The sequence below is a fragment of the Nocardia sp. NPDC050718 genome, assembly GCF_040654235.1.
Classification (GTDB): domain Bacteria; phylum Actinomycetota; class Actinomycetes; order Mycobacteriales; family Mycobacteriaceae; genus Nocardia.
The window spans coordinates 100,250-125,759 of record NZ_JBFAHQ010000009.1 but is presented as its reverse complement, the minus strand read 5'-3'; the positions used below and the strand labels follow the sequence as shown (position 1 = coordinate 125,759).

The 25,510-nt window shown below is 70.5% G+C and carries 23 protein-coding genes; 9 read left to right on the top strand and 14 right to left on the bottom strand.

The features are described 5' to 3' along the window. Window positions 1–28: 28 nt before the first annotated feature. The 3 genes from AB0H54_RS30090 (at window position 29) to AB0H54_RS30080 (ending at window position 3,539) form a co-directional block, all read left to right on the top strand. The gene (locus AB0H54_RS30090; protein ID WP_357349937.1) at window positions 29–1,015 is read left to right on the top strand and encodes a diiron oxygenase; all 987 of its coding nucleotides are present in this window, start codon (window positions 29–31) and stop codon (window positions 1,013–1,015) included. A gap of 73 nt (window positions 1,016–1,088) precedes the next feature. Then, window positions 1,089–2,438, top strand: a complete 1,350-nt coding sequence (locus AB0H54_RS30085; RefSeq protein ID WP_357349935.1) for a lipase family protein — start codon at window positions 1,089–1,091, stop codon at window positions 2,436–2,438. Window positions 2,439–2,495: 57 nt separating this feature from the next. After that, entirely contained in the window at window positions 2,496–3,539 is a 1,044-nt protein-coding gene (locus tag AB0H54_RS30080; RefSeq protein WP_357349933.1) for an alpha/beta fold hydrolase, read from the top strand. Between the two features lie 63 nt (window positions 3,540–3,602). Here the strand turns inward: AB0H54_RS30080 and fadD5 are convergent, their stop codons facing one another. From fadD5 to AB0H54_RS30065, 3 genes are read right to left on the bottom strand one after another with little or no spacing between them, the layout of a single operon-like run. Then, complete coding sequence (fadD5, locus tag AB0H54_RS30075) at window positions 3,603–5,174, bottom strand: fatty-acid--CoA ligase FadD5 (RefSeq protein ID WP_357349931.1); 1,572 nt, start codon at window positions 5,172–5,174, stop codon at window positions 3,603–3,605. 19 nt (window positions 5,175–5,193) lie between these two features. Next, window positions 5,194–6,000, bottom strand: coding sequence for an enoyl-CoA hydratase (locus tag AB0H54_RS30070; protein WP_357349929.1), 807 nt, complete (start codon window positions 5,998–6,000; stop codon window positions 5,194–5,196). Further along, window positions 5,997–6,983 carry a nitronate monooxygenase family protein gene (locus AB0H54_RS30065; RefSeq protein ID WP_355281868.1) on the bottom strand — a complete coding sequence of 329 codons (987 nt, stop codon included), beginning with the start codon at window positions 6,981–6,983 and terminating at the stop codon, window positions 5,997–5,999. Before AB0H54_RS30065 ends, AB0H54_RS30070 begins: the two co-directional genes overlap by 4 nt. 221 nt (window positions 6,984–7,204) lie before the next feature. On the opposite strand from AB0H54_RS30065, the gene AB0H54_RS30060 reads away from it, so the two are divergent. After that, window positions 7,205–8,713, top strand: a complete 1,509-nt coding sequence (locus tag AB0H54_RS30060) for an aldehyde dehydrogenase family protein (protein WP_357349927.1) — start codon at window positions 7,205–7,207, stop codon at window positions 8,711–8,713. 38 nt (window positions 8,714–8,751) lie between these two features. Next, the gene (locus AB0H54_RS30055) at window positions 8,752–9,897 is read left to right on the top strand and encodes an acyl-CoA dehydrogenase family protein (RefSeq protein ID WP_357349925.1); all 1,146 of its coding nucleotides are present in this window, start codon (window positions 8,752–8,754) and stop codon (window positions 9,895–9,897) included. A gap of 50 nt (window positions 9,898–9,947) precedes the next feature. Here the strand turns inward: AB0H54_RS30055 and AB0H54_RS30050 are convergent, their stop codons facing one another. From AB0H54_RS30050 to AB0H54_RS30035, 4 genes are all read right to left on the bottom strand, one after another. Beyond that, window positions 9,948–11,204 carry a TetR/AcrR family transcriptional regulator gene (locus AB0H54_RS30050; protein WP_357349923.1) on the bottom strand — a complete coding sequence of 419 codons (1,257 nt, stop codon included), beginning with the start codon at window positions 11,202–11,204 and terminating at the stop codon, window positions 9,948–9,950. 56 nt (window positions 11,205–11,260) lie between these two features. Next, window positions 11,261–12,400: a low temperature requirement protein A gene (locus AB0H54_RS30045; RefSeq protein ID WP_357349921.1), complete on the bottom strand. Its 1,140-nt coding sequence runs from the start codon at window positions 12,398–12,400 to the stop codon at window positions 11,261–11,263. Window positions 12,401–12,506: 106 nt separating this feature from the next. Beyond that, complete coding sequence (locus AB0H54_RS30040; RefSeq protein WP_357349919.1) at window positions 12,507–13,658, bottom strand: hypothetical protein; 1,152 nt, start codon at window positions 13,656–13,658, stop codon at window positions 12,507–12,509. A 10-nt stretch (window positions 13,659–13,668) separates the two neighbouring features. Then, complete coding sequence (locus AB0H54_RS30035) at window positions 13,669–14,595, bottom strand: metal-dependent hydrolase (protein WP_357349917.1); 927 nt, start codon at window positions 14,593–14,595, stop codon at window positions 13,669–13,671. 135 nt (window positions 14,596–14,730) lie between these two features. Here AB0H54_RS30035 and AB0H54_RS30030 point away from each other — a divergent pair, with 135 nt between their 5' ends. After that, window positions 14,731–15,351: a TetR/AcrR family transcriptional regulator gene (locus AB0H54_RS30030; RefSeq protein WP_355281886.1), complete on the top strand. Its 621-nt coding sequence runs from the start codon at window positions 14,731–14,733 to the stop codon at window positions 15,349–15,351. On the opposite strand, the gene AB0H54_RS30025 is transcribed toward AB0H54_RS30030, so the two are convergent. Then, window positions 15,317–16,153 carry an SDR family oxidoreductase gene (locus tag AB0H54_RS30025; protein WP_357349915.1) on the bottom strand — a complete coding sequence of 279 codons (837 nt, stop codon included), beginning with the start codon at window positions 16,151–16,153 and terminating at the stop codon, window positions 15,317–15,319. The two genes, AB0H54_RS30030 and AB0H54_RS30025, sit on opposite strands and share 35 nt — an antisense overlap. 5 nt (window positions 16,154–16,158) lie before the next feature. Further along, window positions 16,159–16,938: a crotonase/enoyl-CoA hydratase family protein gene (locus AB0H54_RS30020; protein WP_357349913.1), complete on the bottom strand. Its 780-nt coding sequence runs from the start codon at window positions 16,936–16,938 to the stop codon at window positions 16,159–16,161. A gap of 242 nt (window positions 16,939–17,180) precedes the next feature. Here AB0H54_RS30020 and AB0H54_RS30015 point away from each other — a divergent pair, with 242 nt between their 5' ends. From AB0H54_RS30015 to AB0H54_RS30005, 3 genes are all read left to right on the top strand, one after another. Further along, entirely contained in the window at window positions 17,181–17,600 is a 420-nt protein-coding gene (locus tag AB0H54_RS30015; RefSeq protein ID WP_357349911.1) for a YciI family protein, read from the top strand. A gap of 8 nt (window positions 17,601–17,608) precedes the next feature. Continuing rightward, window positions 17,609–18,895, top strand: coding sequence for a DUF6596 domain-containing protein (locus tag AB0H54_RS30010; protein ID WP_357349909.1), 1,287 nt, complete (start codon window positions 17,609–17,611; stop codon window positions 18,893–18,895). Between the two features lie 111 nt (window positions 18,896–19,006). Continuing rightward, complete coding sequence (locus tag AB0H54_RS30005) at window positions 19,007–20,362, top strand: MFS transporter (RefSeq protein WP_357349907.1); 1,356 nt, start codon at window positions 19,007–19,009, stop codon at window positions 20,360–20,362. A 38-nt stretch (window positions 20,363–20,400) separates the two neighbouring features. Here AB0H54_RS30005 and AB0H54_RS30000 read toward each other — a convergent pair whose 3' ends face one another. The 5 genes from AB0H54_RS30000 to AB0H54_RS29980 are packed head-to-tail and all read right to left on the bottom strand — an operon-like array spanning window position 20,401 to window position 25,509. Further along, window positions 20,401–20,877: a nucleoside deaminase gene (locus tag AB0H54_RS30000; protein ID WP_357349905.1), complete on the bottom strand. Its 477-nt coding sequence runs from the start codon at window positions 20,875–20,877 to the stop codon at window positions 20,401–20,403. After that, window positions 20,874–21,854 carry an ornithine cyclodeaminase family protein gene (locus AB0H54_RS29995; protein ID WP_357349903.1) on the bottom strand — a complete coding sequence of 327 codons (981 nt, stop codon included), beginning with the start codon at window positions 21,852–21,854 and terminating at the stop codon, window positions 20,874–20,876. The genes AB0H54_RS30000 and AB0H54_RS29995 overlap by 4 nt, the downstream gene beginning before the upstream one ends. A 30-nt stretch (window positions 21,855–21,884) precedes the next feature. Continuing rightward, window positions 21,885–22,811, bottom strand: a complete 927-nt coding sequence (locus AB0H54_RS29990; protein WP_357349901.1) for an ABC transporter permease — start codon at window positions 22,809–22,811, stop codon at window positions 21,885–21,887. Beyond that, window positions 22,808–23,953, bottom strand: a complete 1,146-nt coding sequence (locus AB0H54_RS29985; RefSeq protein ID WP_357349899.1) for an ABC transporter permease — start codon at window positions 23,951–23,953, stop codon at window positions 22,808–22,810. Before AB0H54_RS29985 ends, AB0H54_RS29990 begins: the two co-directional genes overlap by 4 nt. After that, window positions 23,950–25,509 carry an ABC transporter ATP-binding protein gene (locus AB0H54_RS29980; RefSeq protein ID WP_357349898.1) on the bottom strand — a complete coding sequence of 520 codons (1,560 nt, stop codon included), beginning with the start codon at window positions 25,507–25,509 and terminating at the stop codon, window positions 23,950–23,952. Before AB0H54_RS29980 ends, AB0H54_RS29985 begins: the two co-directional genes overlap by 4 nt. Window position 25,510 lies beyond the last annotated feature (1 nt).

Below are 25,510 nucleotides of genomic sequence, written 5' to 3'. Positions count from 1 at the left end.
GGAGGCAGCACCTACTGAGGAGACATCGATGACGCTGTCCACCGCCGCCGCGCGTCCGGGGGAACCCGGATACCACGAGATCCTGCGCAGTCTGTCCGAGGGATCTGTGACCAAGCACTTCGACCCCTATGTCGATATCGACTGGGAGTCACCGGAGTTCGCCGTGCACTCCGACGATCCGCGCTGGATCATGCCCGACGAGGACCCGCTGGGCCGGCATCCCTGGTACAAGGCCCAGCCCGTGGACAAGCAGATCGCGATGGGGATGTGGCGCCAGGCCGGGATCGCCAAGGTCGGCCTGGATTTCGAGCAGCTGCTGATCCGCGGGCTGATGCAGTACCTGATCTCGGTGCCCAACGGTGACCCGGAGTTCCGCTACGTCACCCACGAGGCGGCCGAAGAGTGCAACCACACGATGATGTTCCAGGAGATGATCAACCGCATCGGCTACCGCGATGTGGTCGGCATGGGCACCATCGACCGCAAGCTGACCATGATCATCTGGCCCGCGGTGAAGTACTTCCCCGAGCTGTTCTTCACGATGATCCTTGGTGGCGAGGAACCGATCGACCACCTGCAGAAGTCGCTGCTGCGCGGTGGCGTGGACATGCATCCGATGGTCCATCGGGTCATGCAGATCCACGTGGCGGAAGAAGCGCGGCACATCTCGTTCGCGCACGAGTACCTGCGCAAGAACGTGCCGTCGATGCATCCGATCACGAAAACCGTGCTGTCGGTGGCCTTCCCGATCGCCATGCGGGTCATGCTGTCGATGATCGCGACGCCGCCGAAGCAGTTCGTCGACAAGTTCGGCATTCCGGACGAGGTGATGCGCGAGGCGTACTGGGGCAGCCCGGAGTCGCAGGCCACCAAGCGCGACGTCTTCGGTGACGTGCGCGCGCTGGCGGTCGGCACCGGCCTGATGAACCCGGTCGCCCGGCTCACCTGGCGCCTGCTCGGGATCGATGGCGCCGCGTCGCGCTATCGCAGCGAGCCTGCCCGCAGGGCCGCCTGACCACGATGATCCGCCCCGACGGGCCGGTCGCCGCGACCGGCCCGTCGTCCGCACCTTCCCCTGGAGTACACCGTTGACTGCCGACCCCATCCGATCGCGCGCCGAGACCTGGACGGCTCCCGCCTGGGCCGTCCTGCCCGACAACGACCCGTTCTATCAGCCGCGGGCCGGATTCGAGCAGCTCGCCGAGGGCACGATCCTGCGGTCGCGGCCGATCGAGCTCGCCGCCTTCGGGCTGATCCCGCTGAAGGTGTCGGCGTGGCAGTTGCTGTACCGCACCACCGACCTGAACGGGCGGCCCGAGGCCGCGGTGACGACGGTGATCGCCCCGGCCGGTGGTGCCGGACCGGCGACGCCGCTGCTGTCGTTCCAGTGCGCGATCGACGCGGTGTCCTCGCGCGGCTTCCCGTCCTACGCCTTGCAGCGCGGCTCCCGCGCGATCGGCACCTTCGCCCACGTCGAGCTGCTGTGCTTCGCCGACGCGCTGAGCCGGGGCTGGGCCGTGTCCATCCCCGATCACGAGGGAATGCTCGGCGCCTGGGGCGCGCCGCGCGAGCCCGGCTACCGCGCGCTCGACGGCGTTCGGGCCGCGCTGTCGTTCGCACCGCTCGGCCTGGACCCGCGGGCCCAGGTGGGGCTGTGGGGATACTCCGGCGGTGGCCTGGCGACGTCGTGGGCCGCCGAGATGGCGCCCACCTACGCACCGGAACTCGACATCGTCGGGGCGGTCCTGGGCTCGCCGGTGGGTGATCTGCTCTCGACCTTCCACCGGCTCAACGGCAGCCTGCACGCGGGCCTGCCGACGCTGGTCGTCGCCGCGCTGCGCCGGGTGTATCCGGCGTTCGACGCCGTCCTCGGCGAGCATGTCAGCGAGGCCGGTCACGCCGTGTTGGAGCGGGCGGCCCGCTCGACCACCGGCGCGTCGGTGCTGCGCCTGGCGCGCTACGACGTCGACCGGCACACGACCATGCCGATCGCCGAACTGCTCGCGCTCGAGGATCTGGTGGCGGTGTTCGCCGATGCCGAACTGGGGACCAGGGCGCCCGCGGTACCGCTGCTGGTCGTGCAGGCGGTGCACGACCAGATCATCGCGACCGCCGATATCGACGCGCTGGTCGACCGCTATCGCGCCCACGGCGCGCACGTCACCTACCTGCGCGACCGGCTCAGCGAGCACATCACCCTGCTGGCGTTGTCGACACCGCTGAGCCTGAACTGGCTCGCCGACCGGTTCGCCGGCGCGCCCGCGACACCGTCGCAGACCCGCACGGTGTGGAGCGTGCTCGGACTGCCCGCGGGCCGCCACGGCCTGGCGGGGTTCGTCCGGGCCGCCGCGCAGGTGCTGTTCGGCCGGCCGCTGACCGGCGCGGCGAGCGGGCCCGTCCGCGGCGCGCGGCCCGGCGCGGACCGCCACGCGGCGTGACGATTCGATCGGTGACGACTGCCGTCCGGCAGGAAAAGGTGAAGTGAGGGTTCTGTGGTGCAGGGGATCGTGGCGGACGCGCGGCGCGCGGTGCGCAATGTGTGGTCGGTGTCGTTCGGCGGTGGGCTCGAGCAGGCGCGGCCCGCGCCGTCGACCACGGTGTACGAGGGTCAGCACCGGCAGCTGAAGCGCTACGACCGGACGACACCGGCGACCGGCAACCCCGTGCTGCTGGTGCCGCCGCTGGCGGTGACGCCCGCCTGCTTCGACCTGCGCCCCGGGCAGAGCCTGGTGCGCTTCCTGCTGGACCAGGGCAGACAGCCGTTCGTCATCGACTACGGCCGATTCGGTTACGCCGACCGCGATCTCGGGCTCGAGGACTGGACCCACGACATCCTGCCCGAGGCGATCCTGCGGGTCGCGCACGAGCACGACGGCCCGGTCGACGTCGTCGGCTGGTCGCTGGGCGGGGCGATGGCCCTGCTGACCGCCGCCGCCCACCCCGACCTGCCGATCGCCTCGATCACCGGCCTGGCCACCCCGATCGACCAGGCTCGCACGCCGATGCTGCAACCGCTGCGCTGGGCGGGCCGGGTCACCGGTGGTCGCGAGATGGCCGTGGCCACCCGTCTGATGGGCGGTATTCCGCAGGAGTTCGTCCAGCTCGGCTTCCGGCTCCAGGCGTTCGATCGCGAACTCGCCCGGCCGATGTTCCTGCTGCGCAACGCCCTCGACACCGAGGCGCTGGCGCGGATGGAGGCCACCGACCGGTTCATGTCCAGCATGCCCGGGTACCCGGGGCGGTCGTACTGGCAGATCTATCGCAGTCTCGTGCTGCGCAACGAACTGGCGAGCGGGTCGATCCGGCTGCGCTCGGACCTGGTCGTCGAACTGGCCAAGGTGACCTGCCGGGTCCTGCTGGTCGGCAGCCGCGCCGACCTCGTCGTGCCCGCGCGCGCGGTGCGGCGCGGTCTCGAGATCCTCCCGAACGCCGCCGAGACCCGCTTCGTCGACGTCCCCGGCGGCCACCTCGGCCTGCTCGCGGGTCCGGCCGCCGCCGAGACCACCTGGCCCGCGATCGAGGAATTCCTCCGGGGCTGACCGGTTCCACCACGCGACAGGGCCCGGTGACGTGGCGTCACCGGGCCCTGTCGCATCGGCTCGTCAGCCGGCGACCGGCGCCGAACCGTGCAGCTTGCGCAGTTCGTGCTTGACCACCTTGCCGCCGGCATTGCGCGGCAGCGTGTCCACCACGACGAGATCCTTCGGATGCTTGTAGCGGGCCAGGTGGGCGTTGAGGTGCGCTTCGAGATCGGCGAGGGTGATCACGTCGGTGTCCTCGACGGCGACGATCGCCACCGGCACCTCGCCCCACTTGTCGTCGGCCCGGCCGATCACCGCGGCCTCGCGGATGCGGGGATGACTGAAGAGCACGTTCTCGACCTCGGCGCAGTAGATGTTCTCACCGCCGGAGATGATCATGTCCTTCTTGCGGTCGACGACGTAGACGAACCCCTCCTCGTCCCGGCGGACCAGATCCCCGGAGTGGAACCAGCCGCCCGCGAACGCGTCGGCGGTGGCACGCGGGTTGTTCCAGTACTCGCGCATCAACGTCGGTCCGCGATAGACGATTTCGCCGATCTCGCCGGGTGCGACATCGTTCATCTCGTCGTCCACGATCCGGGTGGCGATGGTCGGGATCGGCTTGCCGACCGACCCGAGCTTGCGGATCGCGTCCTCGCCGTCGAGCACGCAGGTGATCGGCGACATCTCGGTCTGGCCGAAGACCGCCACATTGAGCGCGTCGGGGAAGGTCTCGGCCATGGCGCGCAGCACCGTGTCCGAGGCCGGCGCGGCGCCCCAGCTGATCACCCGCAGGCGCAGATCACGCTGCGGCACCGAGGGATCGGCACAGACGATCTGCCACTGCGCCGGGACCAGGAACACCGAGGTGGCCCGCTCGCGCTCCCACGCGTCGAGGACCTCGGTCGCGTCGAACGCCTTGAGCGGATGGATCACCGTCAGCGAGCCGAGCACGAAACAGGAAGCGATCGAACCCAATCCGGCGATGTGGAACAGCGGTGAGGCGCAGAAGGCGATGTCGTCGGGGCCGTAGCGCATGGCCCGGATACAGGTCAGCGCCTGCGCGTTCATATTGAGGTGGGTCAGCACCGCGCCCTTGGGGTTGCCGGTGGTGCCGGAGGTGTACATGATCAGCGCGGCGGTGTCCTCGGGCACGTCGATCGGCTCGTGCGGGTCACCCTCCTCGGCGAGCAGGTCGTCGTAGCCGAGCATGCCCTCGCAGGTGCCGACGCCGACCACGATGCGGGTGTCCAGGCCACCGGTCTGGGCGGCGACCGCGGTGACCAGCGGGGCGAACATCGCCTCGGTGATGATCGTCGTGGCGCCGCTGTCGGTGACCAGGTAGGCGATCTCGGGCGGGGTGAGCCGGAAGTTCACCGGCACCGCGATGGCGCCGAGCGTATTGACGGCGAACACCGACTCGATGTACTCGGTGTTGTTGAGCATCAGGATCAGCACCCGGTCGCCGGCGCCGACACCGCGCCGGGACAGGGCGTCGGCCAGCTTCTGCACCCGCTCGTGCAGCTCGCGCCAGGTGGTGGTCTCGCCGAGGTAGCGCAGCGCGGGCGCGTCCGGGATGGCGGTGGCGTGCATCGCGATCTGGTTCATCCAGTGATTGCGTCGCGAGCGCATCGGTTCTGCGGCAATGGACATCGTCGTCTCCTCGAGAGAGCTAGGCCGGGTCGGCGATCGGGCGGGGAGCGCCGGCGAAATTCGGGGCGCGACGGGTGAGCATCGCGGTCATCCCCTCCAGGAAGTCGGCGGAGGTGAGCAGTTCGGACTGGCCGTCCTTCTCTCGCGCGAGCGCCCCGTCGAGCTCGGACAGGGTGGCGGCGTTGATCGCGGCCTTGGTCAGCTCGAGCGCCCGGCGGGGGCCCGTCGCGAGCTTCGCGGCGACGGTGTCGACGTGCTCGGTGAGGTCGGCGGCGGGCACGCTGCCGGTGATCAGGCCGGCCGCGGCGGCCTCGCCCGCGGGCAGGCGGGCACCGAGCAGCGCCATCTCCGCGGCCCGCGCCCGTCCCATCGCCGCCGCGACCAGTGCCGTCGCGCCCCCGTCGGGCATCAGGCCGATGGAGGTGAACGGCAGCAGCAGATAGGTGTCCTCGGCCGCGTAGATGAGATCGGCGGCCAGCGCGATCGAGGTGCCCACCCCGGCGGCGGGGCCGTTGACCTGCGCGATCACCGGGAGTGGCGAGTCGACGATCGCGCGGATCACGCCGTTGGCGGTGTCCATCACCACCTCCGGCGACGCCTCGTTGCCGCCCGCGGCGGCCGCCGCGGCGAGATCGGCGCCGGTGCAGAACGCCTTGCCAGCGCCGGTCAGCACGATCACCCGGGTGGTCGGGTCGTCGGCGGCCGCCCTGATCGCCTGGGACAGGTCGGCCATGGTCGCGAGGTCGACCGCGTTCATCCTGGCCTGCCGATCGATGGTGATGCGCAGGACGCCGTGTTCGGTGTCGACGTGCAGGCTATCGCTCATCGGGCGACCGCCTCGACGATGCTGCCCGACAGCCGGCCCGCGATGAGGTCCTCGGCCTCGCGCACGATCCGCGCGACCAGATCACCGCAGGTGGGAATGTCGTGGATCAGGCCCTGACACTGGCCGACGCTCCAGATGCCGGCGTCCACATCGCCCTCCTCGTAGACCTTGCGGCCCCGCGCGCCCGCGACGAGATCGCGCACATCGGCGAAGGTGCCACCGCCGCGCTCGATCTCGACGACCTGGCGGCTGACGGCGTTGTCGGCGACCCGGGCGGTGTTGTTCATGGTGCGGAAGATCAGCTTGGTGTCGAGCTCGGTATTGGCGACGATCTGCTCCTTGACCGCGTGCGCGATCGGCGACTCGACGGTGCACAGGAACCGGGTGCCCATGTTGACGCCGTCGGCGCCCAGCGCCATCGCGGCGACCAGGCCGCGCGCGTCGGCGATGCCGCCGGAGGCGATCATCGGGATCTCGAGTTCGCGCGCGGCTGCGGGGATCAGCACCAGGCCCGGGGTGTCGTTCTCGCCGGGGTGACCGGCGCATTCGAAGCCGTCGATGCTCACGCCGTCGACGCCGACCTGCTGCGCCTTGAGCGCGTGCTTGACGCTGGTGCACTTGTGCAGCACCTTGATCCCGGCGTCCTTGAGGAAGGGCAGGTGGGTGGCCGGGTTGCCGCCCGCGATCTCCACGATGGGCACACCGCCGTCGATGATCGCCTGCCGGTACTCCTCGTACGGCGGCGGCGTGATCGACGGCAGGATCGTCAGATTCACCCCGAACGGCTTGTCGGTGAGGTCCCTGGTGCGGGCGATCTCCTCGCGCAGCGCCTGCGGCGTCGGCTGGGTCAGCCCGGTGACGATGCCGAGGCCGCCCGCGTTGGACACGGCCGCGGCGAGCTCGGCTCGGCCGACCCACATCATGCCGCCCTGCACGATCGGGTGCTCGACACCGAAAGCCTCGGTGAATCGGGTGCGCAACATCGCGCCCTCCCTCCGGATTCGACGTTCCCGTCGGCCGCAGTCCGCTGGGAATGCTTTGCAACCGACGAGAACCATGATTAACTTAACGAGAATTGTGATTAACTTAACGGCGGTCGGCGCGACCTGTCAACAGTCCGCGCCGCCCCGTTGGATCCCAGGAGCGTCCCGCTCGGCCGTCCGGCCGCGGGATGATCACCGAGTTGGCCGAAGGATGGTCGAGGATGACCGAAACCCCCACTACCGCACCTATTTCTGCGACAATGATCGCCACCGCGAACCCGGCGACGGGCGAGCCGGTCGGCAGCTGGCCGGTCGACGACGCCGCCGCGGTCGCCGCGGCGGTCGAGCGTGCCCGCGTGGCGGCGCAGACCTGGCGTGAACTCGGGTTCACGGAGCGGAAGCGGGCCTTACAACGATGGGCCGCCCACCTCGTCGTCAATGTCGACGAGTTCGTGGCGCTGATCAGCGCCGAGAACGGCAAGACCGCCGACGACGCCTACCTCGAGGTGGTCACCGCCGTCGAGCACCTGAACTGGGCCGCGGTGAACGCCCGCAAGATCCTGGGGCCGAAGAAGGTGTGGCCCGGAATGATGATGGCCAACCACGAGGCCGTGATCGAGCAGCGCCCGCACGGCGTGGTCGGCGTGATCGGGCCGTGGAACTACCCGGTGTACACGCCGAACGGGTCGATCGCCTACGCGCTGGCCGCGGGCAACACCGTCGTCTTCAAGCCCAGTGAGCTGACCACCGGCGTCGGCCACTGGTACGCCGACGCCTTCGCCGCGGCGAATCCCGCACTGCCCGAGGGCATTCTGAGTGTGGTGAGCGGTCCGGGGGAGACCGGCCGGGCGCTGGTCGAGTCGGGCGTCGACATGATCGCGTTCACCGGGTCGACCGCGACGGGCAAGCGGATCATGGCCGCTGCCGCCGCGCGGCTGACCCCGGTCGTGCTGGAATGCGGTGGCAAGGACGCCGCGATCGTGGCCGAGGACGCCGACATCGCGGCCGCCGCCGACGCGATCGCCTGGTCGGCGATGGCCAACTCCGGGCAGACCTGTGTGGGTACCGAGCGCTGCTACGTCGTCGCCTCCGTGCTCGACGAGTTCCTGGCCGAGCTGACCAAGCGGGTCACCGACCTGCGGCCGGGCTCCGGCACGGACGCCTCCTACGGTCCGATGACGCTGCCGAGCCAGGTCGACGTGATCACCAAGCATGTCGAGGACGCGCTGGCCAAGGGCGGCACCGCCGTGGTGGGCGGGCCCGCATCGATCGAGGCGCCGTTCGTCGGGCCGATCGTGCTGCTCGATGTGCCGGAGGACTCGATCGCGGTCCGCGAGGAGACCTTCGGGCCCACGCTCACCGTGCGCTCGGTGCGCAATGTCGAAGAGGCGATCGAGCTGGCCAACGCCTCCGAGTACGGGCTGGCCTCTTCGGTGTTCTCGCGCAAGCGCGGCATGGCGATCGCCCGGCAGCTGCGGGCGGGCGCGACCTCGGTGAACAGCCCGGCCGCCTACGCGGCGATCCCGGCGCTGCCCTTCGGCGGTGTCGGCGAGTCCGGGATCGGCCGCATCCACGGCGCCGCCGGCCTGCTCGGGTTCACCCGGCCGCACTCGATCGCGCGGCAGCGCTTCGTGATTCCCGGCATGGCGTTGCTCTCGTTCGCCCGCACCGAGTCGACGCTGTCGACGGTGCGCAAGCTCACCGCTCGCCGCTTCGGGCGAGCCAAGTAGACCCATCCATCGATCGGTACGGAAAGAAGAGGGACAGTATGGGCGTCGAATTCAGCCCGGAACAGAAGGATTTCGCCGCGGCCGTGGCCGCGTTCGCCAAGCGTGAGGCGGGGACGCGGGAACAGCGCGACGCGCTGACCGACCACGACAGGGAACAGCACAACCCCGGCGTGTACGCGAAGATGGCCGAGCTCGGCTGGCTGGGGCTGACGGTGCCCGAGGAGTACGGCGGCTCGGACGCCTCGATGGTCGACATGTGCATCCTGCTCGAGGAGTCGCTGCGCGGCATGCTGCCGATCGGCGCGATCGGCCCGACGCTGATCACCGGTGGCGCCTACGCCAAGTTCGGTACCGAGGCGCAGAAGGACAACGTGCTGCGCGGCATCGTGCGCGGTGCGTCGCAGTCGATCTCGATGTCGGAGCCCGAGGCGGGCTCGGATGTGGGCAACCTGTCGACCAAGGCGGTCAAGACCGCCGACGGCTGGCTGATCAACGGCCAGAAGACCTGGTGTTCCAACGCGCACATCTCCGAGAACATCCTGCTCGTCGCGCGGACCTCCAAGGAGGGCGGCAAGCACGAGGGCATGACGATGTTCCACGTGCCCGCCGATACGCCCGGTCTGCAGATCTCGCCGATCGAGCTGATGGGCAATCAGAAGGAGACCAACGACCTGTACTTCACCGACTGCGTGCTGCCCGAGGACGCGGTGGTCGGTGAGGAGGGCAACGGCTGGCGTCAGCTGATGACCGGGCTGAACTTCGAGCGGCTCATCCTGGCCGCCATGAGCCTGGGCGCCGCCGAGCGCGCGTTCGAGGACACGATCGCCTTCGTCACCCAGCGCAAGCAGTTCGGCCGTCCGGTCGGTTCGTTCCAGTCGCTGCGGCACCGCCTCGCCGATCTGGCCACCGAGATCGAGTGCACCAAGCTGCTGATCTACAGCGTGGCCAAGGAGGCCGACGCCAACCCGACCAAGGTGCTGGCCAGGGAGGCGTCGATGGCGAAGCTGAAGGCCACCGAGGTCAGCAAGCGGGTGGCGCTGGAAGGCATGCAGATGATGGGCGGCTACGGCTACGCCCGCGAGTTCGACATGGAGAAGCACGTCCGCGGCGCGCTCGTGTCGACCATTTTCGGTGGTACCAGCGAGATCCAGCGCGACATCATCGGTCGCACCCTGGGTCTGTAGCGGTCCACCGACCCCTCGCCGCCGCACCCTCTCCCGGCGGCGGCGAGGGGTCAGGCGTGGCCGAACAGCGTGGTGCGGTGCAGCGTGGTGACGCGGTTGCGTGGCGCGATGCCGTCGTCGCCGAAGGCGCGGCCGAGGTCGACGACCAGCGCGAACCCGGCATGGACGAGGATGCGGGCCTCGGCGTCGGAGAGCTCGGGGCGGACTTGGACCAGGAGCTTGGTCCACTCGGCGATGACCAGCTGCTGGATGTGATGCAGCGTCACCCGGTCCTCGGCCGCGACATTGCCGAATTCGGCGTAGTAGACGTAGGTCAGCGCCCGCTCGGCGAACGAGCCGTCGACATACAGGTCGATCAGGCCCGACAGCGCGTCGGCGGGGGTGGCCGACGCGGTCACCATCGGTCCGATCGCGCCCGAGACGATATCGGCCGCGCGCCGGAAGGCGGCGGCGAGCAGGTCGCTCTTGCTGCGGTAGTAGCGGTACACGGCCGAGGCGGTGGCCAGCTCGGCGGCGGTGGCGATGTCCTCCACGCTGACGTTCTGGTAGCCGCGCTCGTGGAACAACTCGACCGACTTCGTCAGCAGCACTTCGTGCATGAACGGCGATCCCGGCTCCGGCTCCGGCGGGGCCGGCGTCGGCTCCGGTGCGGGCAGCTCGACGTCGATCAGGGCCCGGCAGGTCGCGGCGAGCAGGGGCGTGAGGAGCCGGGTCGGCAGCGTCGCGTGGTGATCGCCGATGCTGCTGACCACGCTGAACACCGCGACCGAGCGGACCGCGACATCGTCGCGGGCGAAATCGGGGTGCAGCTCGCGGACGATGGCGCCGAGCAGGCGCACGGCCTCGGCGAACTTGTCGTCGAGCGCCTGGCGGTCCTCGTCGTCGAGGTAGCGGCGTTCCCAGCGGACCAGCGCCGTGGTGGACCGGTTGCCGATGGTCTTGGCGATGATGGCGTCGATGACGTGATCGAGGCGCTCCCGCGGCGTCCAGCTCGCGGCGTCGTCGGGCAGGGTCACCGCCTGCACGGTCACCTCGGCCAGCCGGAACAGCTCCTCGCGGAAGAGGGCGTACTTGCTGCGATAGTGCCGGTACAGCGCCGCCGAGCTGATGCCGAGCCGACCGGCGATGTCCTCCATGCTCACACCGTGATACCCGTGCGCGCCGAACGCGGTGGCCGCTTCCGCCGCGATCTGGGCGCGCCGGTTCTTCGGCCGCCGCCGCACCACCCGCTCCGGCGCCGCCGTCTGCGGACCGGCCTCGGGCGTCTTCGTCTCGGCCCGCTGCTCGGTATGGTCGGTGACGCTCATGGATCGATCGTACGGAGCCGCGCGGGTCGCCCCGACCAGTGGTCGCACCGGCGCGGCTATCCGGTGGTGGCGCGGGTGGTGTCGCGGGAGAACTGGATGGCCAGGGCGCCGAGGATCACCACCAGCGTGAGGACGACGAGCCACGCGGGGAGCCAGTAGGCGGCGGCCGCGGCGACGCACAGCACCGCCGCGCCGACGACCCGGGGAATCCAGCCGGTGCCGGTCTCGCGGCGGAAGTAGAAGGCCTGTGACAGCAGGTAGACGGCCGGGCCGAGCAGAATGAGGACGCCTGCGACGTGCGCGGCCGGCTCATGGGCGTGGGCCAGCAGGGTTTCGGCACCCGCGGCGAAGAGGACCAGACCCGCGACCACGCCGTAGATCGCGCTCAGGCCGATATGCACGGCGGCGATCGGGTCGGCGCTGCCGGTGAGATGGTCGACCACCTGTTGTTCGGCGCGGGCGAAATACATCTGCCACAGGCAGACCAGGGCGAGGAAGCAGCCGAAGGCGAGTGTCAGGATGAGGGCGTCGTCGTGGTGGTCGGCGATGACGCGGCCGAGCGTCAGCACCGTCTCGCCGAGCATGATGATCAGGAACAGCCGCATGCGTTCGACGATGTGCTCGGCATCGAACGACAGTGCGGTGCTGCGCATCCGGTGCCCGGGGAGTGGATGCGCCAGCCACGTGCCGACGAGGTCGATCGCGGCGCCCACCGCCCAGAACGCCAGCCGGGCGTCCGGTGCCATCGCGGCACCGATGAGCCAGAACGGCGTCGACACCGCGAACCAGATCAGCACCCGGCCGAAATGCGCGCGGAGCGGCGCGTTCGGCGCGGTCAGCGTCGCGTAGGCCGAGGGCCCGATGAGCGCGGCCAGCATGGGGATCACGAACAGCCACGGACTGTCGTCGAAGGCGTGCGCGATGCCCGCGTTCGCGAACAGCCCGAGCGCCATCACGACCACCGTGACCGCCTTGGTGCCGCGCCGCTCGATGTCGAGCATCGCGACCTCGAAGGTCGTGAAGGTCCAGATACCGACCACGGCGATGAGCGCCACCAGGGTCTCGGCCGCGCCGCGCCAGGTCAGGTGCGCAACGAGATGGTGGGTGAGCTGTCCCAGCGCGAGCACGAACACCAGGTCGAAGAACAGTTCCAGCGGGGAGACGGCACGGGCGTCGGGCGTGCGCTGCGCAGTCATCGGCGTCCTCCTCCGGTTCGGCATCCGCGACGGTGATGCTAACGCCGACGGCCCGCCCGCGGGGTGACCGCTGCGGGCGGGCCGGACGCGTCGGGTGCCCCGGGGCCTAGCCGGTCACCGCCGGGTCGGCCACCGTGGGTGCCGGTACGGCGGTGTCGGCGCGCGGCAGGGTGAAGGTCGCGAGCACGGACAGGATCGCGATGACGAAGCAGGCCAGCGTGTACCAGAGATTGCCGATCGGATCGCCGTTGGCGGTCTCGCCGTTCACCGCGTCGAAGAAGTCGGGCAGCGCGGCGAGCCAGAGTCCGGCGAACGCCACCAGGTACACCACGGCGTAGCGCTGGACGAACGGGTTCGTGTAGCGCGGTTCCGCCGTCTCACCCCGGCGCAGGTCCCGCCACCGGCGGACCAGCACGACCGCCGCCACCACCGACAGCGTGATCAGCTCCAGCGCGTAGACCACGCCGCGCACCGTCGTACTGCCCGCGCCCAGCACCGTCGCCGGCAGCGGCAGCAGGAAGGTGCCGACCGAGGCCAGCAGGCCGATCACGACGGTGCGCCAGACCAATTCGACACCGGAGAAGTCGCGGCCCTGGTCGACCTGACGCCCGACGAAGTACTGCACGCAGAACGCCAGCGACATCGGCCACAGCGCCGCGAACACCACGACGCTGCCCACCGGGACCGAGTCGAACATCGGCTGGTTGATCGGATTGTCGATCGACCACTCCCACCACCGCAGCTGCGGCCCGAGATGGTCGAAGATCTCGTAGAACGCGTGGTGCACGAAACCCACGCAGGTCGCGCCGACGAGGACGCCGTAGCGGCGGAAGACGCCGAGCATCCGGACGATCCCGAAGGCCAGCGTGGCCATCAGCGGATAGATCGCGATGATGTAGATCGGCAGCCTGCCCCACAGGAAGTCGACGGTGAACACGTTGTGCGCGAACATCGTGTCGACGTGGTCCTCGATGCCGAACGCGGCCGGGAAGTACAGCGGCGGCTCGATGACGAACAGGTAGGCGGTCGCGCCGAACCACAGCACCAGATCGGTGGGGTCGCCGTGGCGGCGCAGGCGCACGATCGCGTAGACGAGCGCGAGCACCGCGCCGACCACGATGGTGAGTTCGAGAACGGGCAGCGTCCAGTTCTCCAGGGCGAACGGATTGCGGAACTCGACGAGCCCACCTGCCTCCGCACAGGAGAACCCGAGCTGGGAGGCGAGATCGGCGAAGGTGGGGGAGCAGTGCTCGGCCATCGGGGTGCTCCTAGGAACTCACGGAATCGGCGGTGTACCAGCGGGTCACGTCGTAGCCATCGTCGTAGCGGCGGAACCACTCGTCGGCGAGCGCGGGCAGGTTCTCGTGCGCGGGATTGTGCCGGGGCATCTGGCTGCGGATGATGCCGCCCAGGGCGACGAGCTGTTCGCCCAGGCCCAGATCGTCGAACGCGCGCGGCATGGTGCCGTTGTCGGCGGGCCGCAGCCCGGGCAGCAGCCGGCGCAGGGTCTGTCCGCGCCGGTAGTTGGCGAACATCGACAGCGCGTCGACCTGCCGATCCGCCAGCGGCACATGTTCGTTGAAGCCTTCGCAGGCCACCCGGATCACCTGCAGCACGTGCCGGAAGATCGAGGGCGCCACCCGCATCCGGTACAGCTCGCTGTTCACCACCGAGTTGAAGATGATCAGCGCCGAACTGCGGTGCTCGACCTCCTCGACGAAGTGCCAGATGAACAGCGAGGCCACCCGGTCGTCGCCGGGGGCGAACAGGCTCGCGTCGTTGTCGAGCATCAGCTTGAACACCGGGGTGAAGGTGGCCTCGAGATCGGCGGTGTAGGCGAGGCGGTATTTGACCGGGGTGCTCGCGGTGAGCTTGTCGAACTCGGCGATCACCGCGTCGAGGGTCTGCTGCAGGCCGGGGTAGCGGCGGATCAGCGCCTTCACGTGCTGGCGGTGCGCGGTCGAGTGCTGACCCTCCTGCCGCATGAACGCGTCGGCCTCTTCGGCCACCTCGGGGTCGGTGATCTGCGGCTTCGCCTGCGTGATCAGCTGCACGATCATCTTCTCGAAGCCGATCGCCAGGAACGACACGGCATTGGCCATGGAGGAGAAGGCCGGGTTCTGCGGGTTCCACAGGAACGGCACATCGTAGTCGGCGAAGGCGAAGTCCATTTTGCGGACGTGGAGATCGGTCACGGTGGAGTACCTCGTTGTTCTCGGGCGTGCGCGAGCCGCTCGGCTGGAGTGACGTAATCATACGAATGTATATCCATGTGTATGATCACTTTCGCGGAATTCGCGCTGACCTGGGGTTGTGCTAGCGTCCACCCGGTGGCGCGCAGACGTGGATGGGGTGGCAGTCCACCGGCGGACGATGCGGAAGCGTCGCGCCGGATCATCGCCGCCGCAGTGGATCTCATCGGCCGGACCGGGGCGGAGATCAGCATCGCCGACGTGGCGGAATCGCTCGGCGTCATCCGCCAGACCGTCTACCGGTATTTCCCCAGCGCCGACGCGCTGATGACGGCCGCGGCCATCGCCTCGGTGGACGGCTTCCTCGACCGGCTGACCGCGCACGTCACCGGACTCGGCGACCCGGCCGACGCGATGATCGAGGCCGTCGTCTACACCCTCACCGAGGTCCGCCGGACCCCGCACCTGGGCATCCTGCTCTCGGGCTCGTACTCGAGCCAGCACGCCGACCGCATGACCTCCGACGAGGCGCAGGCCTTCGGCATGACGATGATCCGGCGCTTCGATGTCGACTGGGCCGCACACGGATACGACGACGCGGCCCTGCGCGACCTCGTCGAATACGCGCTGCGCACCATGCAGTCGTTCTTCCTCTCGCCGGGCGATCCACCGCGGACCGACGACGAACTCCGGCGCTACCTGCGCCGGTGGATGGGGATCGCGATCAGCGCCCAGACGGCGGCGACGCCCGGTCGATGAGATCGGCCAGGGCGGTGTCGATATCGGGCCCGGTGAGCGGGTGCCGGACGCTGCGCAGGACCAGTCGGCGCGGTCGCGGGCAGTCCGGCGGTCCGGAATCGGCGTCGGTGGGCACGATGCGCGCCGGGGCACCGATGCGGTCGCGCACCCGGGTCAGCAGGTCGTAGCGGCTCACCGCCTCCGGGCCGGCGAGGTGGACCACGCCGGTCTCGTCGAGCAGTTGCTCGAGCAGGGGCGCGAGGCTGGGCAGATACAGCGGGGTGCCGACGATGTCGGTGCGCGCCTCGAGTACGGGCGCGGCGAAGCGGGCGAGGAACTTGTCCGAGCGGGGGCTGCGGCCGTAGACGAGCGGGAGCCGGACGACGAGGTGCCCGGCGCGGGCCAGCACCCGGTGTTCGGCGGCGGCCTTGGTGCAGCCGTAGACGTTGATCGGGGTGCGCAGCGCGGTTTCGTCGTAGGTGTCGCGGGTGCCGTCGAAGACGTTGTCGGTCGACAGGTAGACGAGCTTGGCGCCCGCGTCCTCGACCGCGTCGAGCAGGGCGGCCATCGGCGCCACGTTGATCGCGAAGGCGGCGTCCGGATCACGTTGGGCGGCGGCCAGATCCACGATGCCCGCGGTGTGGATCACCACGTCGACGTAGTCCGCGACGAGCGCGCGGACCGCGTCGGCGTCGGCGAGATCGAGTGGGACCAGCCCGGATCCGCCGCGGCGGCTGGTCCCGACGACCTCGTGGCGCGCGCCGAATTGCGCGAACAGTGCGCCGCCGACGAAGCCCGAGGCGCCGAGAACCAGGATCCGCATCGTGGTCAGCGGGCCTGCCAGTTGGGCTTGCGCTTCTCGGCGAAGGCGAGGGTGCCCTCGCGCACGTCCGCGGTGCGGGCCACGCTCATGATCTCGCGGTTGGTGAGATCCCAGGCGGCGTCGTCGTCGATCTTGCCGTCGACCAGCCCCAGTGCGACCCGCTTGCTCGCCTGCACCGCCAGCGGCGCGTTCTCGGCGATCCGGCCCGCCAGCTCGAGCGCGGCGTCGAGGACCAGGTCGGCCGGGACCACCCGATTGACCAGCCCGAGCTCCAGCGCCCGGGCGGCGGTGATCGGTTCGCCGGTCAGGATCATCTCCATGGCGACCTTGCGCGGCAGCTGCTCGGGCAGCCGGAACGCGCCACCGGCGGCCGCGAACAGGCCGCGGGCGACCTCGGGCAGGCCGAAGGTGGCCGTCTCGGCGGCGACGGCGAGGTCGCTGGCCAGGACGAGTTCGGTGCCGCCACCGAGGGCGAAGCCGTTGACCGCGGCGATGGTCGGCTTGCTGATCGGGTGGCGGACGTAGCCGGCCAGGCCCCACTGCTCGTTGCCCGGCGCCAGGATGTTCTCGCCGCGACCGAGCGCCTTCAGGTCGGCGCCTGCGCAGAAGGCGCGCTCGCCGGCACCGGTGAGCACGACCGCGCGGACCTGCGGATCGGCCTCGGCCTGCTCGAGCGCCGCGCCCACACCGGTGCTGACCTCGGCGTCGACCGAGTTCATGGCCTGCGGCCGGTTGATGACGACGACGAGCACGTGCTCGCGTTGCTCGACGAGGACTGCGCTCACGAGGAACTCCTTGACTCTCCGCCTGTCCGCCGTGTCGCGTGACAGGTCACCTCGAGATGTATCACGCCGGGGCGCGGTGGGTCCCCGGATCGGGCTACTCACCGGTTCTCGCGCGGTCGCCGGACACTGTGGAAAACTCGGGGAAGAAATTTTCGGTCGGTTGTCGATCGGTGTCGTCGCCCGTTCGACCTAGGGATGAACAGGGACCCACCCGGGTCCACACCTACCCGAGGAGACAGACCATGAAGTACATGCTGATCATGCGCGCGACCGACGACGCCTGGGCCAAGGCCGCCGAGCTCGACTTCGACGAGATGCTGGAAACCATGGGCAAGTTCAACGACGAGCTGATCCGGGCCGGCGTGCTGGTCGCCGCCGAGGGCCTCGACGACCCCGCCGAGACGGTGGTCGTCGACTACGCCTCGGAACCGCCGATCGTCACCGACGGCCCCTACGGCGAGACCAAGGAACTGTTCGGCGGGTACTACATCCTCGATGTCACCTCCAAAGAGGAGGCAGTGGAGTGGGCCAAGCGGATGCCGATGACCGGCCCCGGCGTCAAGACCGAGATCCGCCGCGTCCCCAGCATCGAAGAGTTCCCGCAGGACAACAAGTGGATCCTGAAGGAGCGGGCCTGGCGCGAGGACACCGGCCAGCTCTGAACCCGACGATGACCCAGGACACCGGCCGCGAGGCGGTCGCCGCGGTCTGGCGGATCGAATCGGCCAGAATCGTCGGTGCGCTCGCCCGCTACACCGGCGACTTCGCGATGGCCGAGGATCTCGCGCAGGAGGCGCTCGCCGAGGCGCTGGTGACCTGGCCGCGCGACGGAGTCCCGCGGCAACCGGCCGGCTGGCTGCTCACCGTCGGCCGCCGCCGCGCGATCGACGCCTACCGGCGGCGCGCCGCGCTCGACGACCGCTACGCCACCCTCGCCGGACATCTCGGCGAGGGTGGCGTGCTGACCGGCGGTGAGGCGGCCGACCCGATGCGCACGGCCGACGCCGTGCTCTGGGATCCCGACCAGATCGACGACGACGTGCTGGCGCTGATGTTCATCTCGTGTCACCCGGTGCTCTCCCGGGAGGCGCGGCTGGCCCTGACGCTGCGCGTGGTCGGCGGTCTGACCAGCGACGAGATCGCCAAGGCGTGCCTGGTGCCGACCGCGACCGTCCAGGCCAGGATCACCAGGGCGAAGAAGACCCTCGGTGCGGCGGAGGTCGCGTTCGCGGTGCCGCCCGCCGCCGAGCGCGGCGCGCGCCTCGGCTCGGTGCTCGGGGTGATCTACCTGATCTTCACCGAGGGGTCGTCGGCCAGCGCGGGCGACGATCTCATCCGCTTCGACCTGGCGGGCGAGGCGCAGCGGCTGGCCCGGGTACTCGCGCGGCTGATGCCCGGCGAGCCCGAGGTGTACGGGCTGCTCGCGCTGCTGGAGCTGACGGCGGCGCGGTTTCCCGCCCGGACCGGACCCGACGGCGAGCCGGTGCTGCTCGAGCAGCAGGACCGCCGCCGCTGGGACCCGTCCGCGATCCGGCGCGGCCGGGCGGCGCTGGCCAAGGCCGCGCAGGCCGGTCGCGGCCTCGGGGCCTACGGACTGCAGGCCGCGATCGCCGAATGTCACGCCGTCGCGCCGTCGGTCCAGGCGACCGACTGGGAGCGGGTGGTCCTGCTCTACGAGGCGCTGGGCAGGCTCGCCCCCTCGCCGGTGGTGGACCTCAACCGGGCGGTGGCGGTGTCGATGGCCGACGGGCCCGCGGCCGCGCTGCCGATCGTCGACGAGCTGGCCGCCGGGGGAGCGCTGGCGCGGTCGCACCTGCTGCCGAGTGTGCGCGGTGAACTCCTCACCCGGCTCGGGCGGGTCGCCGAAGCGCGCGAAGCGTTCACCGAGGCGATCCGCCTGTGCGGCAACGAACGCGAAAAGACCGTTCTCACAGGCAAACTCACCGCTCTCGAGTGAGGTACGACGTTTCCGGCCGCCGGGGTCGCGCGGGAATCGTCGCACAGTCGTAAAGTTTGCTCGGCTAATTGTCGGGTAGCCCGTAGAGGCGACGACGAGAGGTTTGTGTAGATGTCACAGGAATCGAAATCGGTGCTGCATCGCGCGATCGGTGCTTCGGCGATCGGCAATGCGGTCGAATGGTTCGACTACGGCGTCTACGCCTATCTGGCGACGTATATCGCGGCATCGCTCTTTCCCGGTGACGGCGAGGGGTCGAGCGTCGTCTACACACTGCTCGGATTCGCCGTTTCCTTTTTGATCCGCCCGATCGGCGGCATGATCTGGGGCCCGCTCGGTGACCGGATCGGGCGCAAGCGAGTGCTCGCGACGACGATCGTGCTGATGGCCGCGTCGACGCTGGCCGTCGGCCTGATCCCGAGCTACGAGGTCATCGGGATCGGCGCGCCGATCCTGCTCTACCTGCTGCGGATGGTGCAGGGCCTGTCGGCGGGCGGCGAATACGGCGGTGCCGCGACCTTCATGGCCGAATACGCGCCCGACCGCAAGCGCGGGTTCTACGGCAGTTTCCTGGAGGTCGGCACGCTGGCCGGATTCACGCTCGGCAATCTGGTGGCCCTGCTGCTGGTGAATATTCTCGACGATCCGGCCATGGAATCGTGGGGCTGGCGAATTCCGTTCCTCATCGCCGCGCCGCTGGGTTTGGTCGGAATGTATCTGCGGAGCCGGGTGGAGGATACGCCGGTCTTCCGCGAGGTCGAACGCAATGACGAGACCGAGGAAACCATCGGCGTCTATCGCGACCTGGTGACCAAATATCTGCGCCCGGTCCTGACCCTGTTCGGTTTGGTGATCGCGCTCAATGTGGTGAATTACTCGCTGCTCAGCTACACACCGACCTATCTCGGCAACACCCTCGGCATGGCGGAATCCGACGCGCTGCTGGTTCCGCTGATCGGCCAGATCGCCATGCTGGTGACCCTGCCGTTCCTCGGCGCGCTCTCGGACCGGGTGGGCCGCAGGCCCATGTGGCTGTTCTCGTGCGCGGCGCTGATGATCATGGTCATCCCGGTCTACAAGCTGATCGGCAGCTCACTGACCGGCGCCATCGTCGGCTTCGCGATCCTGGGCCTGCTCTACGCGCCGCAGCTGGCGACCATCTCGGCGACCTTCCCCGCCATGTTCCCGACGATCGTGCGCTTCGCGGGCGTGGCGATCGGCTACAACGTGGCCACCTCGCTGTTCGGCGGTACCGCTCCGGTGATCAACCAGGCGTTCATCGACGCCACCGGCGATCACCTGTTCCCCGCGTACTACATGTTCGGCGCCTGCCTGGTCGGGCTGGTGGCAGCCTGGTTCCTCATCGAGACCAAGGGTGTCTCGCTGCGTGGCACCCAGGTGCCGGGCACCCCGGAAGCGATCGAGGAACAGCGCGACCTGGGCGACGATCCCGTCCCGGTCCGCTGAGGCGGATGCCGGTCGCCGTGTGGCGACCGGCATCCCGGTCAGCCCGCGACCGCGGCGCGGAAGACCGCGAGCGCTTCCTCGCCCAGATGCGGCCCGCTGACCTGCACCGGCACATTCGAGGTGGCGACCAGGTCGGCGCAGGTCAGCGCGAAACTCGGGCCGCCGGTCAGGATCTTGCCGAACTCGGCGGACGCGGCGGCGAACACGATCCGCCCGACCTGCGCCCACACCATCGCGGCCGCGCACATCGGGCACGGTTCGCCGCTGGCGTACACGGTGGCGCCGCGCAGCGCCTCGGCCTTCCCCGCGGCGGTGGCCGTGGTGATGGCGACCAGCTCGGCGTGCGTGGTGACGTCGCCGCTGCTGCTCACCGCGTTCTCGCCCTCGGCGACGACCCGGCCGTCGCGGTCGACGGCGACCGCGCCGAACGGGCGGTCACCGCGCGCGGAGGCCAGGCCGGCGAGCTCGATGGCGCGACGCAGATGCGTGATGTCGTTCTCGGTGAGTGTGGTCATGCGCTGAGGTCCACTTCCGTTCCGATGCCGTTGGCGCGAGCCTTGTCGATGAGCAGCCGGGCGGCGGCCAGGTCCTGCAGGCCGATGCCGACCGAGTTGAACAGGGTGATGTCGCGATCGCCGGTGCGGCCCGGTGTCCGCCCCGCGACGACCTCACCCAGCTCGGTGCCCACCGCCGCCTCGGTGATCGCGCCCTCGGCGATGGCCAGCAGCGTGTCACCGGACTTGGTGAGCGTGGTACCGACCGAGTCTACGACGACCCGCGCGCGGCGCATGGCCGCGCCGTCGACCTCCCGGTGATCGGCCCGTGGTGGCGCGCCGACCGCGTTGACGTGCAGCCCGTCGCCGAACCAGGCGCCGTGCACGATCGGCTCCCGCGAGGGCGTGAGCGTGCACAGGATGTCGGCGGCCCGGGTGACCGCCTCCGGCGACGGCTGCGCCCGCACCTCGAGGCCGAGGTCGGCGACGGCCGCGCGAAACCGTTCGATGGTCGCGCTCGACCGCGACCAGACCAGCACCGTGTCCAGGGCGCGCACCCGGACGATCGCGCGGGTGTGCTCGACGGCCAGCCCGCCGGCACCGATCAGGCCGAGAACCGAACTGTCCTGGCGCGCCAGATATTTCGTCGCCACCGCGCTGGCGGCGGCCGTGCGGACCGCGGTCACGAGCCGCCCGTCGATGAGTGCCTCGCAGCCGCCGTCGGTGGCCGAGGTCACCAGGATGGCCGAGCGCTGCACCGGCAGCCCGCGCTCGCGGTTGGCGGGCAGGTCGGCGAGCAGTTTCACCACGGCGGCGCCGGCGGCCTCGGCGGCGGCGACCATCGGCACGAAGGCCGCGCCGCCGAGGGCCACGGCGGGCGGCGCGGGGACCAGCGCCGTGCCGAGCGCGAGGTCGGCGTGCGCGCGTTCGACCGCGGCCAGCACCTCGGCACGGTCGAGGACGGCGGCCACATCGGAATGCGACAGGATCAGAGTCAACGCGGGTACTCCTCGAAAAGCGGGGACGGGTCAGGAAGTTCGGGCGAAGGCGACGGTCAGGTCGCGCGGCGAGCGGCTGTTGCCGACCAGGCCGCTGACGGCGACGATCGCGATCAGATAGGGCAGCATCACCAGCAGCGCGAACGGCACGTCGACGCCCAGCGCGGGCAGCGCGAACTGCAGCGCCTGCGCGATACCGAAGAACACCGAGGCCCAGATCACGCCGAGCGCGCGCCAGCGGCCCGCGATCACCGCGACCACGGCGAGATAGCCGATGCCGCCGGTCATGTTGTCGCTGAACGAATGCACCTCCGACAGCGCCAGTTGCGCACCACCGAGACCGGCGGCGACCGCGGCCAGCAGCACGCAGCCGTAGCGGACGGCCCGCACGGACAGGCCGGTGCGATCGGCGGCGACGGCGTCCTCGCCGATGGCGTCGATCACCAGGCCGAGCTTGGTGCGGCGGGAGAACACGATCGCGAGCGCGGCCACGAGGGCGAGGCACAGATAGCCGAGCGCGGTCTGACCGAACAGGGCCGGACCGATCACCGGGATCCGGTGCAGCAGCGGAATCCGCAGCGGGTCGAAGCCCGGCACGGAGTGACCCTTGCCGTCGGCCAGCAGCAGCCGCGCGCCGTAGGTGGTCGCGCCGAGGGCAAGGGCGTTGCTCGCGATGCCGACGACGATCTGGTCGGCGCGCAGACCGATGCTCCAGATCGCCTGCGCCACACCGAAGATCAGCGCGGCGACGACGGCGGTGAGCGCGCCGAGCACCGGTGATCCGGTGGTGACGGCGCCGAGCACACCGGCGAACGCGCCGGTGAGCATCATCGCCTCCAGGCTCAGGTTGAGCACGCCGGCGCGTTCGCTGACCAGCTCGCCACTGGCGGCGACCAGGATGGGCAGGGTGAAACCGATACCGCTGGTGGCGATGTCGGTGACCGTGTCGAGGCTCATCGCTGCGCTCCTGCCAGGTCGGGGGAATCGGTTGTATCGATCGCGGAAACCGTTGGGGGCGTGGCGGGTTCGGCGGCGCGGGCCGATCGGGTCCACAGGGCCGCACCCGCGATGAACACGATCATCAGCGACTCCACGACCGAGATGGTCGAGGCGGGCACGTTCGCCGCGAGCTGCAGATTGATCCCGCCGGAGACGAGGAAGCCGAGCAGCAGCGACACGGCGACGACGGCGGACAGTGAGCCACGGGCCAGCAGGCCGACCACCAGGCCGGAGAAGCCGTACCCGGAGGAGAAGCCCTCGGCCAGCACGAACGGTGCGGTGGCGACGAGCAATCCGCCCGCGACACCGGCGAACGCGCCCGCCGCCGACAGGCTCAGGAAGCGCAGCCGGGGCACCGGCAATCCGAGCCTGGCCGCCGCGTCGGGATTGAGCCCGACCGCCCGCAGCCGGGTGCCGAGCGCGGTGTGGCGCACCAGGATCGCCGTGCCGACCGCCGCCACCACCGCGATCCACAGGGCGATCGTCGCGGGGGAACGCTCGATGCCGAGCAGCGGCAGATGCGCGGCGGGCGTGAGGGGTTCGGACTGCGGCAATGTCTCCGAGGACGTCACCGGCTGCCGCAGCAGCGCTGGCTCGTGCACCACCAGCAGCACCATCGCCAGGCCGACGAAGTTGAGCAGCAGCGTGGTGATGATCTCGCTGGTCCCGCGCCGCACCCGCAGGTAGGCCGCGATGGCGGCCCACAGCCAGCCCGCCGCGCCTGCGCCCACGATGACCGCGGGCAGGGTGACGGCGGCGGGCGCGCCGGTGAGGGTGGTGCCGATGGCGGTGGCGGCGATGCCGCCCGCGCAGATCTGGCCCTCCCCACCCACATTCACCAGCCCGGCCCGGTGCGCGATGGTGAAGCCGACCGCCACCAGCATCAGGGTCGCCGCGACATTGAGCGAGGCGCCGATCGCGTAGTCGCTGCCGAACATGCCCTCCCACAGGGCGGTCATGGTCGCCGCGGGGGCGGCACCGGCCGCGGCGGCCAGAATCAGCCCGATCACCCCGGCGGCGAGCATCGCCGCCACGGCCACGACGACCGGCTGATGCGCCCACCGGCGCAGGGGGATTCGGTGCGCGAGCGGTGTGGTCATGCCGCGACTCCCATCATGAGTTCACTGATCTGCTGGGCCGCCGTCGGATCGGACGTCTCGACCGGGCCGGTGAGGGCGCCGCGATAGGCGACGAACACCCGGTCGCACAGGGCGAGCAGCTCGGGGACCTCGCTGGACACCACAAGCACTCCGCAGCCGTCGGCGGCGGCCGCGCGCAACTGGGTCAGCACGAAATCGACCGCGCCGATGTCCAATCCGCGGGTGGGCTGAGCGGCCACCAGGCAGCGCAGGTTCGCGGTGGACAGCTCGCGGGCCAGCACCACCTTCTGCTGGTTGCCGCCCGAGAGCGCGCCCATCCGGACCCACGGTCCCGCCGCGCGCACGTCGAACCGCTCGAGTTCGGCCTGCGCGGCCCGGCCCATCGCGCGCTTGTCGAGCAGACCGAACCGGCGGAACCGGCCCAGCTGTCCGAGGAAGAGGTTCTCGGCGATCGTCATGTCGGCCACCATCGCGTCGCGGTGCCGGTCCTCGGGGACGATCCCGAGTCCGAGCCCGGTGCGGGTGGCCGGACGCGCGGTGGTGATGTCGGTGCCGTCGAGGGTGACCGTGCCGCCGGTGGCCGCGACACCGCCGGCCAGCACGGCGACGAGTTCGCTCTGGCCGTTGCCCTCGACCCCGGCGATCCCGACGATCTCGCCCGGCCGCACCGCGAGCCGGACCTCGTCCAGCGCCACACTGCCGTCCGGGCGCTGCGCGCTGACCCCGTCGACGGAGAGCACCGGCGCGACCTCGCCGAGGTCGGGTGCCGCCGCGCGCACCACGGGTTCGGCCGTCGGGTCGAGGCCGAGCGTGGCGGCCACGGTCGGGTCGAGATCGGCGGCGGTGCGTCCGACCATGGCCGTGAGCAGGTGCGCGATGCTGGTGTTCGACATCCGCCCACCTCCGGCGACCGTGCCGCGGCGCAGCACGGTCGCGGCGTCGGCGACCCGGGCGACCTCGCCGAGCTTGTGCGTCACCAGCACCACCGCCTTGCCGTCGGCGGCGACGGCGCGGCAGGTGTCGATGAGCGCGTCGATCTCGGCCGGGTCGAGCACGCCGGTCGGTTCGTCGAGCAGGATCAGCGACGGATCGCGCAGCAGCGCCTTGACGATCTCGACCTTCTGGCGCGCGCCGACCGGCATGGTCGCCACCCGCTGGTCGAGATCGATCCGCAGCCGGTAGCGCCGCGCGATCTCGTCGAGCCGGTCGGTCAGCTCCGCCCGGCGCATCCGCACGCCCCGCTGGGTGAGCAGCAGGTTCTCCGCGACGGTCATCGTGGTGACCAGGCTGAAGTGCTGGTGCACCATCGCCACGCCCGCGGCCATCGCGGCGGCGGGGGAGTCGGGCCGGAACTCGGTGCCGCCCAGCGTCATCCGGCCGGTGTCGGGCCGGTAGCCGCCGAAGACCAGGTTGCACAGCGTCGACTTGCCCGCGCCGTTCTCGCCGAGCACGCAATGGACGGTGCCGGATTCGACGGTGACGTCCACATCGTGCAGGGCCTGCACGTCACCGAAGCTCTTACCCAATCCCTGCAGGGTCAGTGCGGAAGCGCTCATG

Coding starts and splice junctions, on each gene's coding strand:
- AB0H54_RS29990 (WP_357349901.1), bottom strand. CDS start 22,811: ATGAGCCTCGACACGGTCACCGACATCGCCACCAGCGGTATCGGTTTC.
- AB0H54_RS30070 (WP_357349929.1), bottom strand. CDS start 6,000: ATGAGCGATAGCCTGCACGTCGACACCGAACACGGCGTCCTGCGCATC.
- AB0H54_RS30005 (WP_357349907.1), top strand. CDS start 19,007: ATGTCACAGGAATCGAAATCGGTGCTGCATCGCGCGATCGGTGCTTCG.
- AB0H54_RS30090 (WP_357349937.1), top strand. CDS start 29: ATGACGCTGTCCACCGCCGCCGCGCGTCCGGGGGAACCCGGATACCAC.
- AB0H54_RS30050 (WP_357349923.1), bottom strand. CDS start 11,204: ATGAGCGTCACCGACCATACCGAGCAGCGGGCCGAGACGAAGACGCCC.
- AB0H54_RS30045 (WP_357349921.1), bottom strand. CDS start 12,400: ATGACTGCGCAGCGCACGCCCGACGCCCGTGCCGTCTCCCCGCTGGAA.
- AB0H54_RS29980 (WP_357349898.1), bottom strand. CDS start 25,509: ATGAGCGCTTCCGCACTGACCCTGCAGGGATTGGGTAAGAGCTTCGGT.
- fadD5 (WP_357349931.1), bottom strand. CDS start 5,174: ATGTCCATTGCCGCAGAACCGATGCGCTCGCGACGCAATCACTGGATG.
- AB0H54_RS30025 (WP_357349915.1), bottom strand. CDS start 16,153: ATGCGGATCCTGGTTCTCGGCGCCTCGGGCTTCGTCGGCGGCGCACTG.
- AB0H54_RS30060 (WP_357349927.1), top strand. CDS start 7,205: ATGACCGAAACCCCCACTACCGCACCTATTTCTGCGACAATGATCGCC.
- AB0H54_RS30065 (WP_355281868.1), bottom strand. CDS start 6,983: ATGTTGCGCACCCGATTCACCGAGGCTTTCGGTGTCGAGCACCCGATC.
- AB0H54_RS30000 (WP_357349905.1), bottom strand. CDS start 20,877: ATGACCACACTCACCGAGAACGACATCACGCATCTGCGTCGCGCCATC.
- AB0H54_RS30055 (WP_357349925.1), top strand. CDS start 8,752: ATGGGCGTCGAATTCAGCCCGGAACAGAAGGATTTCGCCGCGGCCGTG.
- AB0H54_RS30040 (WP_357349919.1), bottom strand. CDS start 13,658: ATGGCCGAGCACTGCTCCCCCACCTTCGCCGATCTCGCCTCCCAGCTC.
- AB0H54_RS30010 (WP_357349909.1), top strand. CDS start 17,609: ATGACCCAGGACACCGGCCGCGAGGCGGTCGCCGCGGTCTGGCGGATC.
- AB0H54_RS30015 (WP_357349911.1), top strand. CDS start 17,181: ATGAAGTACATGCTGATCATGCGCGCGACCGACGACGCCTGGGCCAAG.
- AB0H54_RS29985 (WP_357349899.1), bottom strand. CDS start 23,953: ATGACCACACCGCTCGCGCACCGAATCCCCCTGCGCCGGTGGGCGCAT.